Source organism: Paenactinomyces guangxiensis (assembly GCF_016055185.1).
Classification (GTDB): domain Bacteria; phylum Bacillota; class Bacilli; order Thermoactinomycetales; family Thermoactinomycetaceae; genus Paenactinomyces; species Paenactinomyces guangxiensis.
This window is the reverse complement of the sequence record NZ_JAECVR010000028.1, coordinates 1-18,977: the sequence shown is the minus strand read 5'-3', so window position 1 is coordinate 18,977 and position 18,977 is coordinate 1. Positions and strand designations below refer to the sequence as shown.

General features: G+C 44.5%; 18 protein-coding genes and 2 pseudogenes. 8 read left to right on the top strand and 12 right to left on the bottom strand.

The annotated features are described in order from the left end of the window. Positions 1-139: 139 nt before the first annotated feature. Together I8U27_RS18425 and I8U27_RS18420 are read right to left on the bottom strand one after the other, a co-directional pair. Positions 140-367 (bottom strand): hypothetical protein, encoded by a 228-nt coding sequence (locus tag I8U27_RS18425; RefSeq protein ID WP_181754501.1) that lies wholly within the window; start codon positions 365-367, stop codon positions 140-142. Positions 368-425: 58 nt separating this feature from the next. Continuing rightward, entirely contained in the window at positions 426-620 is a 195-nt protein-coding gene (locus I8U27_RS18420; protein WP_181754503.1) for a hypothetical protein, read from the bottom strand. A 343-nt stretch (positions 621-963) separates the two neighbouring features. Here I8U27_RS18420 and I8U27_RS18415 point away from each other — a divergent pair, with 343 nt between their 5' ends. From I8U27_RS18415 to I8U27_RS18405, 3 genes are all read left to right on the top strand, one after another. Continuing rightward, positions 964-1,233: a cupredoxin domain-containing protein gene (locus I8U27_RS18415; RefSeq protein ID WP_181754505.1), complete on the top strand. Its 270-nt coding sequence runs from the start codon at positions 964-966 to the stop codon at positions 1,231-1,233. Between the two features lie 208 nt (positions 1,234-1,441). Then, positions 1,442-2,911, top strand: coding sequence for a catalase (locus I8U27_RS18410; RefSeq protein WP_181754507.1), 1,470 nt, complete (start codon positions 1,442-1,444; stop codon positions 2,909-2,911). Positions 2,912-3,008: 97 nt separating this feature from the next. Then, positions 3,009-3,428, top strand: a complete 420-nt coding sequence (locus I8U27_RS18405; protein WP_181754510.1) for a hypothetical protein — start codon at positions 3,009-3,011, stop codon at positions 3,426-3,428. Between the two features lie 156 nt (positions 3,429-3,584). On the opposite strand, the gene I8U27_RS18400 is transcribed toward I8U27_RS18405, so the two are convergent. The 8 genes and pseudogenes from I8U27_RS18400 to tnpA all read right to left on the bottom strand — a co-directional run bounded on the left by I8U27_RS18400 (position 3,585) and on the right by tnpA (position 12,373). Next, on the bottom strand, positions 3,585-4,349 hold the full coding sequence (locus I8U27_RS18400) for a sugar isomerase domain-containing protein (RefSeq protein WP_198065904.1): 765 nt from the start codon (positions 4,347-4,349) through the stop codon (positions 3,585-3,587). A gap of 17 nt (positions 4,350-4,366) precedes the next feature. After that, positions 4,367-5,548: an N-acetylglucosamine-6-phosphate deacetylase gene (nagA, locus tag I8U27_RS18395; protein ID WP_181754514.1), complete on the bottom strand. Its 1,182-nt coding sequence runs from the start codon at positions 5,546-5,548 to the stop codon at positions 4,367-4,369. Then, positions 5,545-6,330, bottom strand: a complete 786-nt coding sequence (locus I8U27_RS18390) for a glucosamine-6-phosphate deaminase (protein WP_181754516.1) — start codon at positions 6,328-6,330, stop codon at positions 5,545-5,547. Before I8U27_RS18390 ends, nagA begins: the two co-directional genes overlap by 4 nt. Continuing rightward, the gene (locus tag I8U27_RS18385) at positions 6,327-7,628 is read right to left on the bottom strand and encodes a neutral/alkaline non-lysosomal ceramidase N-terminal domain-containing protein (protein WP_181754517.1); all 1,302 of its coding nucleotides are present in this window, start codon (positions 7,626-7,628) and stop codon (positions 6,327-6,329) included. The genes I8U27_RS18390 and I8U27_RS18385 overlap by 4 nt, the downstream gene beginning before the upstream one ends. A 105-nt stretch (positions 7,629-7,733) precedes the next feature. After that, a complete protein-coding gene (locus I8U27_RS18380) occupies positions 7,734-9,248 on the bottom strand; it encodes a sodium:solute symporter family protein (RefSeq protein ID WP_181754519.1) in 1,515 nt (504 codons plus the stop codon). 175 nt (positions 9,249-9,423) lie between these two features. Further along, a complete protein-coding gene (locus I8U27_RS18375) occupies positions 9,424-10,566 on the bottom strand; it encodes an ROK family transcriptional regulator (protein WP_181754521.1) in 1,143 nt (380 codons plus the stop codon). Positions 10,567-10,846: 280 nt separating this feature from the next. Then, a pseudogene (gene tnpB / locus I8U27_RS18370) lies at positions 10,847-11,970 on the bottom strand (IS200/IS605 family element RNA-guided endonuclease TnpB). A 7-nt stretch (positions 11,971-11,977) separates the two neighbouring features. Further along, positions 11,978-12,373, bottom strand: a pseudogene (gene tnpA / locus I8U27_RS18365) (IS200/IS605 family transposase). Between the two features lie 258 nt (positions 12,374-12,631). Between tnpA and I8U27_RS18360 the strand changes: the two are divergent. After that, positions 12,632-13,105: a GNAT family N-acetyltransferase gene (locus I8U27_RS18360; protein WP_181754523.1), complete on the top strand. Its 474-nt coding sequence runs from the start codon at positions 12,632-12,634 to the stop codon at positions 13,103-13,105. On the opposite strand, the gene I8U27_RS18355 is transcribed toward I8U27_RS18360, so the two are convergent. Both I8U27_RS18355 and I8U27_RS18350 read right to left on the bottom strand, forming a co-directional pair. After that, positions 13,102-13,656 (bottom strand): SDR family NAD(P)-dependent oxidoreductase, encoded by a 555-nt coding sequence (locus I8U27_RS18355; protein WP_181754525.1) that lies wholly within the window; start codon positions 13,654-13,656, stop codon positions 13,102-13,104. The genes I8U27_RS18360 and I8U27_RS18355 overlap by 4 nt on opposite strands. 133 nt (positions 13,657-13,789) lie before the next feature. Continuing rightward, the gene (locus I8U27_RS18350) at positions 13,790-15,364 is read right to left on the bottom strand and encodes a class I adenylate-forming enzyme family protein (protein WP_181754527.1); all 1,575 of its coding nucleotides are present in this window, start codon (positions 15,362-15,364) and stop codon (positions 13,790-13,792) included. 190 nt (positions 15,365-15,554) lie between these two features. Between I8U27_RS18350 and I8U27_RS18345 the strand changes: the two genes are divergently transcribed. From I8U27_RS18345 to I8U27_RS20785, 4 genes are all read left to right on the top strand, one after another. Then, on the top strand, positions 15,555-15,740 hold the full coding sequence (locus I8U27_RS18345; protein WP_181754530.1) for a hypothetical protein: 186 nt from the start codon (positions 15,555-15,557) through the stop codon (positions 15,738-15,740). Positions 15,741-16,583: 843 nt separating this feature from the next. Further along, positions 16,584-17,801, top strand: a complete 1,218-nt coding sequence (locus I8U27_RS18340; RefSeq protein WP_181754534.1) for an ATP-grasp domain-containing protein — start codon at positions 16,584-16,586, stop codon at positions 17,799-17,801. A gap of 12 nt (positions 17,802-17,813) precedes the next feature. Then, on the top strand, positions 17,814-18,623 hold the full coding sequence (locus I8U27_RS18335) for a YheC/YheD family protein (protein WP_232345645.1): 810 nt from the start codon (positions 17,814-17,816) through the stop codon (positions 18,621-18,623). Positions 18,624-18,651: 28 nt separating this feature from the next. Beyond that, complete coding sequence (locus I8U27_RS20785; RefSeq protein ID WP_232345643.1) at positions 18,652-18,870, top strand: YheC/YheD family protein; 219 nt, start codon at positions 18,652-18,654, stop codon at positions 18,868-18,870. Positions 18,871-18,977 lie beyond the last annotated feature (107 nt).

The window sequence follows — 18,977 nt, the reverse complement described above, 5'->3', positions numbered from 1 at the left end:
CATGAAAAAACAGCACCAGTTTGGCTCTTTTGCAAGTATAGCTCAGACAGCCGTTGTTTGCCAACCGTTCAAAGCTTAAGTTTTTTCACTACAAAAAAAGAGAAGGTTAAATTCCTAACCCCCTCTTTACACAAAGCGATTACTTCAGCAAAGAAATGACTGTAGCAACGATAAAAATTCCCATGAAAACGGCAGTCGTTACAGCAGTACTTACAACTGCATCCAGAAAATCATTCTCTTGGTTTTCATTGGTACCATGTTGAACTTGAGATTTCATATCCTGCTCCTCCTTACAACCATACAACCATTCATGCCGGTAAAGTGAGCGAATGGCCTCAACAACTTTGCAACACCACAAGTATAGCATTCTTTCCCCGCCTGTAAAACAAGATCACAGCAGCCGAATCTGACAATTCCGGGAACCGTCACCCGGCGGCTAAAATATTTGAACGGTCAAACCAGCGCGGCGCCTTGCGCAAATAGCAGTAGGCCTCTATTTTTGTCTCATCCAGCTTAAAGATCCTGATCCGTCTTTGCGTGATCTGTCTGTTTTGGTCCATATAGATAATTTGTACATTCCTACCGGCTTCAAACGCCTTTTTTAAAATGAGGTCAACCATTCTTCACACCTCAAACAGGAACGTTTGTTCTTATTATATCTCACCATGCCGGGAATGAGAACTGGAAATGTTTTTCCAAATATGGCATAAAACATTTTTTTTCGTAGATAATGAAACAGAAAAACAGCTAAACGGAGGTACTCTATGATTACTTCACGCCAATGGATTTATCTGTTCATTACATTTATATTGGTGCTGATTGGAATCACTTTTCTTCTTCCTGCTGTGCCCTGGTTTAAGGAATCCCTGGCCTTCAAAAAAGTAAGCACAAACCCTTACTCCCCCCCCGGCCGTCCGGGATATCCATCTGTTTACAGTGGAATACAAAGCAAAGATAAGCGGAATGGAAGTTGAAGCGTACCGCTGGGATCCGGGAACGATTGTCGTACAAAAAGGAGAATCCATCCGTCTCCATCTGCACGGGCTTCACGGGAAAGTCCACCGCTTTTCCAGCCCCGGTTTAAATATAAAAGGAATGGTTAAAAAGGGAGAAATAACGACCGTTACGTTTCAACCCAATCGCAACGGTACCTTTGAACTTATCTGCCATGATCATCTGACTCCTGAGACTCATGGTCCAATGATCGGCTATATCACCGTGATCAATCCCTAGTTCAGAGTGTCACCTGAAAAATCTATAAACAGATCCAGGAAATGTCCTTCCGTTCGGGGGACATTTCTTATGCATGACTTAAAAAATTTCCCAAAAATATTGACGGAACAGACCGTTTTTTTAGAAAATATAAATGAGTATATAAATAATAATGATTTTAAATTAATATTTGATTTCATTTAATCCACATAATTTAAGAGGTGAAACCATGAAAGATAAGAAAAAACTTACAACCAATCAAGGTGCTCCTGTCGGTGATAATCAAAACTCGCGTACGGCAGGTCAACACGGTCCTACACTGCTGGAAGATTACCATCTCATTGAGAAGCTGGCCCACTTTGACCGGGAACGCATCCCCGAACGTGTCGTCCACGCCCGTGGCGCGGGAGCGCATGGTGTGTTTGTGGTAGAAAACAGCATGAAAAAATACACCAAAGCTCACTTTTTGCAGGAAAAAGGCCGGGATACGCCTGTTTTTGTCAGGTTTTCCACTGTGATCCATCCCAAAGGCTCCCCGGAAACAGTTCGCGATCCGCGCGGATTTGCGACTAAGTTTTACACAGAAGAAGGAAACTATGATATCGTCGGAAACCATCTGCCTGTCTTCTTCATCCGTGACGCCCTCAAATTTCCTGACATGGTTCACTCCTTAAAGCCCGCACCCCATACAAATATCCAGGCCCCCGACAGATACTGGGACTTTATGAGTTTAACACCGGAGTCGACCCACATGCTGGTCTGGCTGTTCTCCAACCTGGGAACCCCTGCAAACTATCGGCAGATGGAAGGTTTCGGCGTCCACGCATTTAAATGGATCAATGATCAAGGGGAGGTAGTGTATGTCAAATACCATTGGAAACCAAAACAAGGAATAAAAACATTAACAGCAGAAGAAGCAAAGGAAATTCAGGGCAAAGACTTTCAACACGCCACCCGGGACCTCTATGAACATATTGAGAAGGGTGATTATCCGGAGTGGGATCTGTTTGTACAAATGATGCCGCCCTCCGACTTTGAAAAACTGGATTTCGATCCACTCGACCCCACCAAAGTCTGGCCGGAAGATCTTTATCCGCTCCTCAAAGTGGGCAAAATGACACTGAACCGTAACCCGCAAAATTTCTTCGCCGAAGTGGAACAATCAGCCTTCTCTCCAAGTGCTCTGGTCCCCGGAATTGAACCGTCTGAAGATAAGCTGTTACAGGGTCGGCTTTTTTCCTACCCGGACACCCAACGTCACCGCTTAGGACCCAATTACTTAAACATTCCGGTCAACTGTCCCTATGCACGAGTACAAAATTATCAACGGGACGGCTTTATGCAGACCAGACAAAATCCCTCACCGATCAACTATGAACCCAACCGTTACGAAGATACCCCCAAAGAAACACCGCAATATGTGGAAAGTGAAGCACCTCTTGCTGGCTCCGCCACGCGTCGCAAAATCGACCGCACCAATGATTTCAAACAGGCCGGTGAACGTTATCGCAGCTTCTCCAAAGAGATGCAGGATCATCTGGTGAAAAACCTGGTGAATGATCTTAAAGAGGTCCACTCCCAGACCCAACTGCTCGCAATCTGCAATTTCTACCGCGCTGACAGCCAACTGGGAACCCGCCTTGCTGAAGGGCTGGGGGTTGATATCCGCTCATACTTGTCAGCCATTCCCCAAAAATAGCTTTCGGTCCGGCCGGAAAACACAGGGAACTCCCCCTGTGTTTCTTTTATTCCCGGCATGTTATATTGAGAACAGGTATGATTTTGGAGGGGACCGCATGCAAATCCGTTTTCAAACTCCATATCAATATTTGTTTATCCATCAAAATGTGAAACACTTGTTACTGCTCTGGAAGAAAGAACGGAAAAGAGAGCTGTATATTATTGAGGAGGAGAATGATGGTACCTTGCTTCTCCGTTTTCCGGGCGAAACCTATGCAGAAATGGTGTTACAGGAGATTGAGCCCATCTTTTTTCAGCGTTTGGAAACAGAAGAGGGGCTGTTTCCGGCCATTTTGGGTGCTACTTTTACATTTGAGGAAAAGTTGATCGGGATGTATTACCATCGCGATCATCCAACAGAGGAGCTCTATTTTTTTGAAATACAGGGAGAGACTCTCACGGAAATCAGTGACCAAAAATATGAAGCTGTTGTTCACGCGTTTATGAACGAGTTTCCGGAGTATTTTTCCGGATAGTTGTTTTTAAAAAAAGCTATGCCTGTAACGTGAACTTGGCTTCAGCATTTTTCTCTGCCCGCTTAACTTTAACCCCATTTCTTGTGTAATATAATTTGCCGGTCAGAAAAAGATCAATCAGACCCGGGACAATCCCCGGGTCTGATTTGATCCATGCTATAACTTTTTAATTCTTCCCTTAAATCTCTCGATAAATCGGGCATTTGCTTCATCTCCGCCCTGGGCGTTTCCGCTCATCCAGATCGGGGGTGTTATACCTTCCCGGACTAATAACTGGACCGTTTCAGCCACCAGTGAATTTAATAAATAGGCATTTGCAAATGTGGACATCGCCGCCACAGGCTGCTCCAATCCCTCGATCTTTACAACGGCGTCACCCACTTCTACTTTACAATCAAGGACGATATCTACGAGGTCATGCAGATTTTTCTTGGAAGGGTGACGGGCGGGATGATTTTCCGGGGTGGCCAATGCATGGCGGACAGATGTGACACCAATCGTTTTAACTCCTCTTCGTTTTGCCTCTAAGGCAGCATCGATAGTTGCAGAGTTAATCCCGTAAGCGTTGATAATGATCAGAAGATCTCCTTGCTTTAAACCATAATCCTCAATGACAATTTTCCCGTAACCGGGAGTTCGTTCAACTGCCATTGACCGTAAAGCACCGCCGCTAAGCAAAGTTCCTTCATCCAGGATGGCACTGATATGCATCAGTCCTCCTGCCCGAAAAAAAATCTCCTGTGATCCCAGATTGGAGTGGCCGCCAGGTCCGTATGCATAAACAATTTTATCCTGTTTAATCTGTTCCGCCAGCATATGAGCCGCTTTCCGGATGGATGCTTGTTCCTCATCTTGCAGCTGCTCTAAATGGGCCACAATTTTATTGAAATACTGGCTCATCACCGAAGCAAAGTTATCCATCATTGATCCTCCCCGCCTCATTTCTTGTTTTTGCTGTACACCAGTACTCCGTCCTTGTAAGTCTCTAAAATATCGATCTTCCAGCCATTCGGTGAAAAAACCACCAGGTCAGCCGGTATCCCCGCCTTGAGTCCGTCTTTGGCAGGAAGCCCTATCAACCGGGAGGGTCTGACGGATGCCATTTCCCAGGCTTCGGAGAGACTAGCCAAGCCGCTTTTCACCAGATGCTCAATCCCGTGGATGAGGGTCAGGGCTGAGCCGGCAAGGAGATTCGGATGATCTGCCAAATGCAGCTTGCCTTCAGGTGTAAGGACAACTTTCCCCCCGATATGCAAATCGTACTGACCCGGAGGCATACCGCTAAGTGATACGGCATCGCTGACTAACATCACCCGCTCGCCTTTGACACGCAGAATCACTTTCAGGGCAGACTTCGGCAGGTGAAAACCATCAGCAATTACGGTTGCCCACAGGGAGTCCCGGGACAGCTGCTCCCAAATATAATTCGGGTGGCGCGGGAGTATCGGATGTGCTCCGTTTCCAAGATGGGTGGACATCCGTGCTCCTGCATCGACGGCTGCCTGAATCTGCTCTCCTGTTGCCGAGGTATGCCCAATTGATACCACAACCCCGCTTTCTACACATTTGGAGATAAATTCAGGAGCCCCCGGCCACTCCGGCGATAATGTAACTATCTTAATTCTCCCCCCGGCCACCTCTTGCCACCGTTGAAACAACGACCAATCGGGTGCCTTTACATACTTTTTGGGATGGGCCCCTCTCGGCCCGTCATCGGGTGAGATAAACGGTCCCTCCAAATGAATTCCGGCAATCCCCCTCCCCACATTCCTCTCCGTCATACAAACTTCTGAAATGGAATGCAGCACCTGCTCAATCAAATCATCACGATTGGTGATTACGGTGGGAAAATAAGAGGTGACTCCCTTCCCCCACAATGAAGTTGTAATCTTCTCCACCAATCCGTCAGCGAGCGGAAGGGTGTTAAAATCCAGCCCGCCGTACCCGTTGACCTGCAAATCGAGCAATCCCGGAGCGATCAGGGGAAGATTTTCTTTAGTCCCGCCTTTTTGTATGATTCTGCTAATCCTTCCGTTCGTGATCTCCACCACAACAGGTTCCCCGGTCTTAAAATGAATGCCTTTCAATTCAAATGGTTTGGTTTTCACCTGGGTATTCATTTGCTCATGACACTCCTGTACGAATCCTGATCTGCGTATAAAATGCAATTTGCATGCCGCCGAAGGATGGAAGCGGGGCATTCAGGGGTGATGGGACCGCCAAGCGCTTTTTGGAGAGCATTTCGCTTGGTCTCGCCCGGCACGATACAATAGAGATAGGTTGCCGACATCAAGACCGGAATGGTCAGGGTAAGCGCATAAGCAGGTACAGCCTTCAAATTGGGGAAGCAACCGTCATTCACCTGCTGCTGCCGGCACGTTTCGTCCAACTTTACAGGTTTCATTATTTTCGGGTCACTAAAATCAGCAACCGGAGGATCATTAAACGCAAGATGGCCGTTTTCTCCAATCCCGAGGCAGATGATGTCAATCGGTTCTTTTTTAATCAAATCCCCGTAACGCTTGCATTCAACTTCAATGGAACGGTTGCTGTCGATCAGATGAACTTTGCCCGGCTGAACGAGGTCAAACAGGCGATCCCTGAGAAATTTTCCAAATGTTTGCGGGGAATCTTCGGGCAATCCGATGTATTCATCCATATGAAATGCAGTCACCCGGGACCAGTCAATTCCTTCTGCCCTCGTCAATGTATGCAGAAATTCGTTTTGTGATGGAGCAGCGGCAAAGACCATACGGATTCTTTTTTTATGTGACAACAGCTCTTTCATTTTTTCAGCCACGCCATAGCCAGCTGCTTCCCCCATCTGCTTTCTGTTTTCGTAAACCTGAACTTGCAATCGATCAAAGGTTTTCGTTTGCACCGGCCGGACTGTTTGTCTCATATTAATTTTCCTTTCCGCACAAGAGTGATAAATCCGTTACAAATCCGTTTTTCCAATGAAGGGGCAAAGGAAGCGGGCAATCCAAAATAGTAAACCGATTCTTTCGCTTCATATCCCCCTTCAATCACCTGTTTGGCGGTAGGGATATATCCGATCATACCATTGCTGTACGGAACGGGGAGGACATGCCCGTTAAACTGCTCTTTGATGAAGAGCCCATAGTCGACAACCGCCTCACCGTTCATCGCCAGAAGAGAGAGTTCCTCCGCGATAGAGATCAGCGTCATTTCCAAAGGAATAGCCGGTTTGATACGTTCCGGCTGTTCAAGCAATAACTGTGCCCACTCCCCAATAATCTCCGCATCCCGGGCCGCAGCTTCCAGGTAAGAAAGAGAAGGGAGTTCCAGAAACGGAAGATCCACAGTCAGACTCCGGCCTGCAAGAGAAGAAAAAGAGACAGGTTGCATCGGTTTTTTTAAAACCGTTAACACTTCTGCAGCCAATTTTCTCCCCAGTGCCTGAACCTCTTTATCGGTCCCCCTGTAAAAATCTCCATTTTTCAGTAAGGCCGGCCGTATGTCTCCGCAACAGCCTTGCAAATAAGCGGCCACCACCTGACTGCCCAGTTCCCGTTCCAGAACATCCATCGCAAAACCCGGAAATTCTGAAGAGACAAAGTTATCTCCGGTTGTTGTCGGGTGACAGGTATAATGGACAAGCAGAGCCTTCGTTTTTTGGCTTTTTGTCTTGTATCGAATCACGTGAATCTGAGGGTCAACAGGACCCATTTCATTGGGAGCCATGACCATTTCTCCATCTACCTGTTTTCGGCGGTGGATTCCCATCTGACACTCGCCGCTCCCCCGTTCCACGCTCACCGGTTCCAGGCTGTTAAACGCCAGGTCAATCCCTTCGAGCAGTTTTGTTTCCAGGAAAGCTACATACTCTTCGTCACACCGTCCAAGTGATGGGGTAAACAGCTTACTCGTCTGCGGCCCGGAATGATTATGTGTGGCATGGAGAATGATTGAAGCGGGTTCGATACCCCATTTTTTTCGTATTTGTTGCCGAAGCGAAGTGACCCGCTCGTTTCCCCACCAGATCAAATCGGCTGATACCACTAAGACACATGTTCTTCCGCCAGTTGAATCCCTTCCCTGAAACAGCAGAATCCGCAGATGAAGCGGATGGGAAACCGCTTCAAAAGCTTCTGTCCTGTGGGCAAATCCGGCGAGGGGTATCTTTTTCAAGGGCGTAATGTTGATCTTGGCTGTTCCAAGCTGTAAATCGGACTCCATACCATCTCTCTCCCAATCACTCAAACATCTAAAATCCCTAATCTGTGAAAGTGGCAATGAATTATAACGGAGCAATCATATTTGCAGCGAGTAAACCTGCTAGCCTTATCCGGCATTTATACCGGCGGATGGAGGGTTGGTCGGTTCGTCAGTGTCTTGATTGAGCGAGTCGATCAAATCTATGACTTCCGGCTTTACATCCTGATTCCGCTTAAGCCAGCCAATGAAGATAAACAAGACAGCGGAAACGAGAACCGGTGCGGCAACCGTTGTCGCTGTACCCGCGATGAAAGCATACTTCACGATCGCAAATGTGAGAATGCCCCCCACCCATGAAACAATAGCTGCAATGGAATCGCTATGCCTGAACGCTGGCAGCAGCCCCAGCAGCATGGGAATGGAAATGGGGCCAACCAACGCTCCAAACCAAACGATTAACAAATCTAAAATTCCCCCAAAGGAATCTGCGTTTATAGCAACAATTAATGTGAGTACAGTAAATGTAACCGTAGTCAAGCGGGCCGTTCTGAGGGATGCTTTTCCTGTTAAGCTGCGAAACTTCCTGGAAAGGACGGGCAATATATCCCGGGTAAACACTGAAGTGACTGCGTTTGCATCAGAAGTTGTCATGGCCATTGTATGTGCAAACATAGAGGCTAACACCAATCCGACCAGCCCAGGAGGCAAAAGATCTTTTGCCATCACAGAATAGGACTGGGTAGGGTCTGCGAGAGAAGGATAGAAAAGGGGTGCGGCCCACATCGGGAAAAACAGAACCAGTGGCCAGATCAGATATAAGGCCGCGGAAAGAAAGGCAGCCTTGCGCGCATCCGATCCCCGTGGAGCAGCGATGAAACGTTGAGCTAAATTCCAGGTACCGCCATTATAGCTTAAAAAGTCAATCAATAAATAAGCAAGGATAAAGCCGATGGTGTACGGTCCGACAAAGGCAGAGCTGTGATGTGGAGGCAGTTGATCCCAAATTCCTGTAACGGCGCTGATCCCCCCCAATTTAGCCAGTACAATGACAAACATGGCAACCCCGGCAATCAGTTGAACAACAAACTGGGCGAAATCAGTCAGGGCATCGGCCCATAATCCGCCAATGGTAATGTAGAAAAGAGAGATGAAACCAGAGATGATAATTCCGGCAGTGATGGACACACCGGCAAAAACATTTAATATGACTGCGATTGCCGCCCACTTGGCACCAACGTCAAAAAGTTTGAGCAGAACACCGCTCCATGCCATCAATTGTTGGGTAGGCAGGTTGTACCTCATAGACAAATACTCCATCGGCGATTCAATATTCAATCTTTGCCGAAGCCGGGCCCAGCGTGGGGCAATCCAAATGGCACCCACCAATACCGCTATGGAAATGGGGACAGCCCACCAAATATAAATGGTAAATCCATATTGGTACGCCACACCGGCATACGCCACAAAAACGGCTGCACTATATCCCGACATATGATGAGAGATTCCGGAGAGCCACCATGGCATTTTCCCGCCCGCGGCAAAGAAATCCTGTGTACCCTTAATCTGCCGGAATGACCATAACCCAATGCCTACCATCAGCAGAAAATAGAGCCCCATCACAATCCAATCCGCAAGTAACACACCATCGCCCCCTTATCTATGGATCAGATCCGCACCTGAGACGTTTTTATTTACATCACTTCATCCTCTCTTTGTCTCTGATGGCTCTATCTAATTAATCCTAGACTAGGACTAATCATCTTCAAACTATCATATCAAGTCAGATTAGTCAATCACTTTATAATATTCCGTTTATTCATCCCCGGAGATCGCTTTCAAAATGCAAAATAACAGCCAGAGCTGCTCCTTTGGCAGAAGAAAAATGAGTTTGAATGTGAATGATACTTGTTTGTTCAAACGGGACTTTGAGTGCCCTTTCCCCCGCCGTTTTGGATACGGATGATGTAAAAGCCTCCGCACGGCTGAAGGGACTGTCAATGATGATATACTTCGGGTTAAAAAGATTGATCATTTGGGCAGCAGCAATCCCCAGATACTTTCCGGATTCCCGGAAAATCTCTTCCATAGCCGGATCATGGTCATTCTCATTTATGTGAGGCCAGTTGGCAAACTGTATAGCCTGATCATTTTGAGCGATCCGCTCTTTGATTGCCGGAATACTGATCAGGGACTCCAGACAACCTCTCTGACCGCAACTGCAAATGGGGCCATCGTTTTTGACGCTGAGATGTCCGATCTCACCAGCCGTCCAACTTGATCCGGTGTATATCTCGTTCCTAATTATCAAGGCCCCTCCAACCCCTTCATCAATACGGATATAAAAGACGCTTGATGAATCTTCTTCCGGAATTACCTGAAGCTGTCCCAATGCAGCCGCATTCACACTATTTAAGATTCGGGCTTGAACAGGCAGATGCTGGTCCAGTATTTCCTTCACCGCAATCTTTTTCCATCCCAGATGGGAAGAATCATAGACAAAACCCTGATCCGGGTCTACAAGGGCCGGAATACCAACGCCGATTCCCAGAACTTCAGGATGCTTGTTGAGCAGAGATTTACACAGCTTGATCAGTTGCATAAGACACTCGTTTACATTTTGCGAATTTAAGAAAATGGTGCCTTTTTCTAACACATTTGCGCAATAATCGGTTACTACATACTGCCCCTGGGTATCCTGCACCAGAATACCGATTGACTTATAAGCTTCCGGCACTAAAGAGAGCTGAACTCTGGGCCGCCCAACGCCTCCCTGCTCCTCAATTCCAATTTCCTTAATCATTCCCTCTCTCATAAATTTATCCACAATCAATGAAACCGTATTCTTGCTCAGTCCCAAAGCCTCCGCAATTTCCAGGCGGAAAGTCGTTCTGTGAATACGCAAGAAAGAGAGTGCCCGCTTCTCATTTTGTTGTCTTAAAAGACCGGTTCCTTTGAGCATTCAAATCCTCCCTGAATGAAGTGTAATTATTATCAGTGTACCAGACCTTTTAAAGTCCACAAAATCACCCGTCCCTGACAAAAATCTTGACTACGATTTGTCACGTTTATGTTGATCAGTAAATAATTGTCCTTTGATAAATATCATGGTATTATATATCCTTGAAATAATGAATTTCAGTCATTTGAAAAGGTTCAAGTAACGATCTTTGACCACTCCCCATGCGTAAACGCAGGGGATTCTTGGGTAATCTCCCGCAACCGAGAGAAATGGACCAAGCTCAGACCGTGAGTCCCACGGTGATGAATCTCATACCTTCTTGCAAAATGTTTTTAGCAGCATTGATGTCCCGATCATGATGCTCGTTACACTCTGGGCATGTCCATTCTCGTAGTTTCAGCTCTTTTACTTCTTTGTTTCTGTATCCACAACAAGAACAACGCTGACTGGATGGGAAGGTTTTGCCCACTTTTACAAGGGTTCTTCCATACCATTTTGCTTTGTATTCCAGCATGGATACAAACTCAGACCATGAAGCATCCGTGATAGACTTAGCCAAATGGTGATTCTTGACCATGTTCTTCACTTGTAAGTCTTCGATGCTGATCACTTGGTTTTCGTGAATCAGCCTGGTAGACAGCTTGTGAAGAAAGTCATGGCGGGCGTTTGTGATCTTCTCATGAATTCGAGCTGTCTTGATTCGTGCTTCGTGCCAATTTGACCCGCCTTTGGTGCGTCTGGACATGATTCGCTGGGCTTTCGCTAATTGCTTTTCGTATTTTCTGAAGTATTTTGGAGTGTTTTCTTTCTCACCATTGGAAAGAATAGCGAAATCCTTTAAGCCTAGATCAATCCCAACTGCTTTGTCTGGATCGACTGGAACACAGGGACAGATATCCACTTCACAAAGAACCGATACAAAATATTTGCCTGATGGGCTCCGACGAATTGTAGCAGAAAGAATACGTCCTTCTACTTCACGAGATTTAGCGAATTCACCCAACCGAGTTTAGGAAGCTTGATCTTGTTCCCTGCTACTTCAATCGTTGGTTTCCCATTTTTCGGATGGTTGCATTGACTGGTGTAGGATTGAACGGGATTCTTGCGACTTTTGAAGCGAGGTTTATCATTCTGACCTTTAAAGAAACGAGAGAATGCATCAGCCAGGTTCTTCAATGCGTTTTGAAGCGAGGTGGAGTCTGCTTCTCTTAACCAGTCGAACTCTTTCTTCAACTGAGTCAAAAGAGAAGCACAAGAGGTAAGCCCTTTCCCTGTTTGCTCATATTGTTCATTCCACTTGGCTAGAAAATGATTGAATGTGAAACGACTGCAACCCATTGACTTATGGATGAGAATGGCTTGCTCTTTGGTTGGATTCAAACGAAACTGAAATGCCTTGTGCATGTGGGCTTCACCTCCTTGGTTGAGTCTCCATGTACTGTTTGACTCCTTTTAATGTGACCGTTCCAATCGTTGCAACCAAATAGGAGTTTGTCCATAGGGAAGGGATGTTTCAGATGTGGAAACTCTTGTCTTCATACTCGTGATATATATCCCTTGAGATGCTTGACAACCTTGTGTATGCCGAATTGGGGATCACATGGTATGAGCAAATGTACATGATCGGGCATGATCTCCAAACTTGAAATTGTGGTTTTAAGCTCCTTTGCTTTTTGTATGAACAGTTCTTCGAGTCGATCCCTTACATGCAGAACGAATACTTTCCGTCGGTACTTGGGACAAAAAACCACAAGATACTTGCAGTTAATACTACATTTCGATTACTATGAACAGTTTTCAAATTCATCACCTATTGCTAATTTTAAAACAAATATTAGATAGATTCAAAGTATCTAATTGAAGAAACAAAAAAAAGAGAACAAAAGATGGTCAGGCTTGCGAAGAGGGGTAAAAACCACCCCTCCCTCGCCTGACGCTCGCTCTCATCCCCATAGCTGAAGCTAGGGGTTTTCCCGCTCGCAAAGATATAAAGTCAGAAGATCCGATGGCTTAAATACATTATTTGAGAGGAGCAGGCACATTCTTTCAGGTGCCGATTCAAAAAATGAACATAAGAAAGCTTCAAGAGTCAGATCATACTTCCATTATTGCCGTAGTTGACGAGTGGTGGGGCGGTCGGCATATGTCCGGCCTGCTGCCCAGGTTGTTTTTTACTTATTTTCAAGATACTTCATTTGTAATCGAAGAAGATGGACAAATCACCGCTTTTCTGATCGGCTTTATTTCTCAGACTAACCCCGGGGAAGCTTATATACACTTTGTTGGCGTACACCCGGATTACAGGCGGCGAAAGATTGGGAAACATTTATACAATCAATTTTTTGACCGGGTGGAAGAAAGAGGGTGTCACACGGTTCGCTGTATTACTTCACCTGTGAATAAGGTTTCCATCGTTTATCACACCCGGATGGGTTTTGTCATGGAAAAAGGCGATATTGAAGTAGACGGAGTACCTGTTCACAAAGATTATGACGGACCGGGAAATGACAGAGTTTTATTTGTTAAAAAAATAATTTAAATGCGAATTTTAAACAGGGTCTTTTCAAAAATCCTGTCAGACCGGAATAGTAACTTGCCCCGGCAAAGCTCTCCCGGCATAGGGCCAAGCGACTGTCCCGAAGTGAGGTTAATAATTCTCCCACCCGTTCCTTTTTGAAATTGCCGGGCAAATTCAACGCTCAGCATCACAACAGCCCGAATGTTAACGGCATAATGTGCATCTAATTCCCGCGCAGTTATTGTTTGATAATCACCATTCACAGAATACACAGCATTATTTACGAGAACATCCGGTTCCCCCATTTTGTTGCGAACGTTTGTGATCAATGGTTGAAGTTGGTGTTCCTGCGATAAATCCAACTCTAAACTTTGGCAGTTCACACCTTTCCGTCTTATATCTTGTTTCAACTGTTCCGGCTCCCCTTGTTCAATCCCCAATCCCTCTTGATCATAACGGCTCCAATAAGTAAAAAAAATACTCAACCCTGCATCAGCTAATGCGTGACAAATTGCCGCCCCAATTCCTTTTAAACGACTTGCCCCAGTTACAATCGCTATTTTCTGGCTCATTTAATCCCCTCCTGCTAAATCTACAAACACAAAAAAGGGGCAACGCCCCCTTTTTCTAAGTGAAACTGGTTTTCTATTTATGAATCATCGAAAAAGGGTAAATGAAAATGTAAAGGTTATTTTTCTGCAACTCCTAGTTTACCCGCTTATCATAACTCTCCCAATAAGGTTCACGCAACTTCCGTTTTAAGATCTTTCCGGCACCGCTCTTCGGCAATTCCGTTACAAAGTCGACGCTTTTCGGCACTTTAAAACCGGCCAGCCGTTGCCGGGCGTAATCGATCAAATTTTTCCCGGTTAAAGAGCTTTTCTCCTTCTTTACCACAATGGCTTTCACCACTTCCCCCCACACAGGGTCGGGGACTCCGATCACAACGGCTTCCCGCACATCCGGGTGTGTGTAAAGAGACTGTTCCACCTCAACCGAATAGACATTCTCCCCGCCGGTGACAATCATATCTTTTTTGCGATCAACCACATAGAAATAATGATCCTCATCCCGGTACGCCATATCCCCGGTGTAGTACCAGCCGCCTCGCAATGCTGCCGCGGTCTCTTCAGGCCTGTTCCAATACCCTTTCATCACATTGGGGCCCTGGACGATCAGCTCCCCCACCTCACCGATTTTTGTTTCGTTTCCGTCAGGGTCAACAATTTTCACCTGAACTCCGACAATGGCTTGTCCGGCGGAAGAGAGCCGTTTTTCCTCTTTTTCTGTACCCCCGATTATATGGTCTTTTCCGAGCAGCATTGTTACGAGCGGTGATGCCTCTGTCATTCCGTAACCCTGAATAAACTGGGCATGAGGCCAGACAGACTTTACTTTTTTTAACACTTCAACCGGCATCGGAGATCCTCCGTAGATCAGTGTTTGAATCGATTTAGGATCATATTGGTTGAGCGCTGGTTCGTTTACCAGCATATTAACCATCGTGGGAACGAGCAAAACTGCATTGGGTTTTTCCTGATCCACCAGCTTCAAAAATGCTTGAGGATGGAAGGTGCGCAGATGATAATGGGTTCCGCCAACCAGGGTGACGGCAAAGGTACAAGCCCCATCGGCGAGATGAAACATCGGTCCTGCATGCAGGTAACGGGTTCCCTGATCAAATCTGAACATAATGGCTGCATGATAGGCATTACTAACCAGATTTGCATGGGTGAGCATCACCCCTTTGGAACGCCCAGTAGTCCCTCCGGTATAAAATAGCCCGGCTACATCATCCGGTTCCACCCGGTCAAATGTGAGCGGTTGGGGCTGCCATTCACTAATCAGATCTTCATATAATCTGACATAGTCCGGTCCCTCCTCCTTATTCTTTTCTGCCAGCACAAACGATTGCAAGGAGAGGATTTTTCTGGCGATCTGCTGAACCCAACCACTAAATTCCCGATGAAAAAACAATGCTTTCGGCTCTGAATCTTGCAGAAGTTCGATCACTTCAGGCAAAGTTAACCGAGTATTTAAAGGGATGACAATCGCGCCAATGGCGGTTACGGCATAGAATAGCTCCAGGTAACGGAAGTCATTGAAAAGAAGCAGTGCTACCGGGTCCCCTTTCCCGATCCCTTGATGGAGCAAAGCTTGTTTCAACTGGCTGACCCGATCCGCAAACTGTTGATACGTAAGACGGATATCCCCACCAACAATAGCCATTTGCCTGGCATGATTTTTGGCAGAAATCTGTAAACCTTTGGTAAGAATCATCTTCGCTAGCACCTCCAATAGGATGGTTAACCCTACTCTTTATTTATAACATAATTTTCTGACTTATCGCTCAAGGAAAAATTAAAATGTAAGCGTTTCCATCGACAAACGAATCCATCCATTAGTAAAATGTGAAAGATGAGAATATTTTAGGTTGGGAAATTATTTGTCTTCCAGGGAGGCGAAGTTCATGATCAATTGTAAAGTATATTTTGTCGGCGGAGACTGTTTAAACTTGACCGGAGAAGCAGCTGAGTTTGTTTATAATAAACTAAAATTGGAACCTCATCTGTCCAAACGCCTCTATATACCTGTGGAAAACGTTAAAGAGCTGCTCATCTTTACAGATAAAGTCACTTATGTGGAGAAAACGTGATCAGACACGGCAAAGCGGGGGCACCAAAGGCCTCTGCTTTTTACTTTAGCTTTGATCCTCTTTACAGCTGGAGATAAGTAAAAAAAGACTCTCTCTTTATGATCCTGAAAACCCATTTTCCAGAAAATGCTTTAAATGATGCTGATATTGATTTATTCCAAAGACTTTCTCTATTTTGATCAAAATGAACACCTGCTTCGAAAAACCCTCATCAAAAAACTTAAAATAGGTGTACTACCTACGACATTAAAAAAAACAATTCATACAATAAACATGAACGTAAACATATATTATTGAAAATTCGAGAATTTTATTGTCCTTTTATGAGATGATTACGTTTCTTTGAGAACCATTTCTAAAAAAAACGCCCTCCCTTTTCTAATTATTCTCACGTTGGAATGCCGCTATTCTGGAACCAAATTGTAACTTGGTGACTGCATGTGAATTGAATTCAGCATCCTTGCTAATGAAAGTGAGTAACCTCTATGAATACTGGTATTTCATAGACTGGTATCGGAGGTTATTTTCACATGTTGAAGGGGCAATGGCTTAATCATATAGCCAGAAGAAAAGTAGGTTTTATCTGTCAGACATAAATTCCATTACACCATCATCTGTCTGGCGGGAGACTTGACTTTCACCCCCAGGGAACTGAAAAAGGAATAGTTGAACGGTTTGGAGTCACGGATCATTCCCTAACCGAACACTTGTCCTATGATCAGTGATTTGATCTCTCCAGTGGAAAATCTATCAAAAATCACGAACTGGTAACGAAGAGACATTTTTTAAAAAATAAGATTATCATACCACTCATTAAAACTGAAAGGAAGAACTGAATCAATGATGCGAACCATTATTTTCATAGACTCCTATAAGTCCGGTTCAAGTCGGGAAGCGATTCGAGCGGCAGATCAGCTTGGATACTTCACAGTTCTTTTTACACAGCGTCAGTCCCTCATGTCTGATCGGGCAAACTTTCCTGATATTCATGAAATGGTCTATATTGATCTGGATGATAAAGAGGCAATGAGAGAAAAAATCAAGGATCTGCAAACAGATGGAAAACTGATTCATACCATCGTTAGTTTTATAAATTCCAATGTTTATACGGCCGCCCTTCTTTGTGAAGAGTTTTGCGGGAAAAGGCTTTCGACAGACGCGATTTTTAAAATGGAAAATAAAATAGAAAGCCGTCAAACTCTACAAGAGGCTCCTTTTAATATCCCTTTTGCCGTCTATGAAGAGGGCATGGAACTATTTTCTCTTCTCAAACAATTCAATCTGCACTTTCCCATCATCATCAAGCCACCGTGTTCAACAGGTTCAAAGGATGTTCTAAAAGCTGAAAACAAACTTGAACTTGATAAATATATCAAAAAATTTTCAGACAAATATCCCGGGAGGTCAATTCTTCTGGAAGAATATATCGAAGCCTCCCAATATCTTGTAGAAGCACTCGTTTACCAAAATGAAGTCAACATTGTTGCCATTTTAGAACAAGAAATCACAAAAGATCCGCCTTTTATCATTACAGGATACTCTCTACTGGCAAAAGTGCCGGATGATTTATACGAAAGCATTTCTAAAGCCGTTAGGTCTATTATTAGAAAATTTGGCATGGAAAACGGAGCCTGTCATCTGGAATTACGACTTTATAATAACCAGTGGAAGTTGATCGAAATCAATCCCCGAATCTCGGGTACAGCCATGAATCGAATGATTGAAGAAGCATATGGAATAAACCTTGCCCAACAGATTCTAAAAATAGCTCTGGGGGAAAAGCCAACACTGAAAAAAAAATATGAAAAGTTCGTATTTACCCAACATATCATTTTACCTGCTGAAGGAATCCTTCAAAAAGTAACCGGAAAAAACAAAGCCTTGAATTACGAGGGAGTCAGAGAAGTTTATATTAAACCGAAGAAAGGAAAGTATGTACATCCTCCCTGGTCTATGGGACATCGATACGCTTATGTCATGGCGGCATCTTTGACGAAAGAAGAAGCGAAACGAATTGCTAAAACAGCAGCAAAAGAAATTCAATTCCATTTGATTTCATAAGGAGGAAAAACGATGACGTTAATTGGAATGCTTCATCATCGGTCAGATCCCAGAAAAGTTTTAAAGTTCTACGCGTTTGCTGCTGTAGCCAGGGCGGAAGGGGTTGAATTTTTCTATTTTACTCCTCGAAAAGTAAATTTTATAAATAAAATGATTCAAGGGAAAGTATTGGAAAAGGGAAAATGGACCGAAAAAAACATGCCATTTCCCGATGTTATTTACAATGCAGGAAAGGCTGTCAGCCATAAAACCCGCAAAATTCACCAGAAACTATCTGAACAGATTCCCTTCACAAGTCATGCTGTCGGCAACAAAATCACTGTATACCAGCGATTAAAGGATCATAAAAAATTTTCCCGGTTCCTTCTTCCCACCACGATAATTACAAATCCCCAAACCGTTTTTCAATCACTGGATATTTATAAAAAAGTAGTTGTTAAACCAGTACCAGGATGTCAAGGCAAAGGAATTGTTTTTATTGACAAAAATGAAACTGGCTATACAGTTCTTGAACAAAACCATTCCACATCTCATAGCAAGGAATCCCTGACAGAATTCATAACCAACCTATTATCTGAAAAGAAATACCTGATTCAGCCTTACCTTGCATGTAAAACGAAGTCCGGCATGGCTTATGATTTCCGTTTACTGGTACAAAAAAACGGAGAGGGAAAATGGGTCATCACAGCCATTTACCCCCGAATCGCTTCTTCTGGAAGACTTGTAACCAATTTGGCCAGCGGAGGATATACTTGCAAATTAGATCACTTCCTGATTCAAGAATTCGGAGAGCATCATTTGATTTGTCCTCCAGTCTCTTAAAGAATTTGCGCTCGGATTAGCTCAACATATGGATGAAATCAGTCATAAATCCTTTAACGAGCTTGGTATTGATGTGGGGATGGATTCCAATCAAAACATCTGGCTTTATGAAGTGAATTGGCGTCCTTCACTTCCACCCGTCTATTATCTGGAGCTTGATGCCGCGAAATATTCCATACATTATGCAATATATTTAGCAAACAAACATAAATCGATGAAAGCAACTGGTTTGACTAATGATGATTAAATTATCCTAAAAGTCCTGCGGTAATATGTCAAGCCATTGAAACAGGGAAATTGGAAATTATAAAGCCCCTGTTATCTAAAAAAGGCAAAACTTAAGAAACTCAGTCT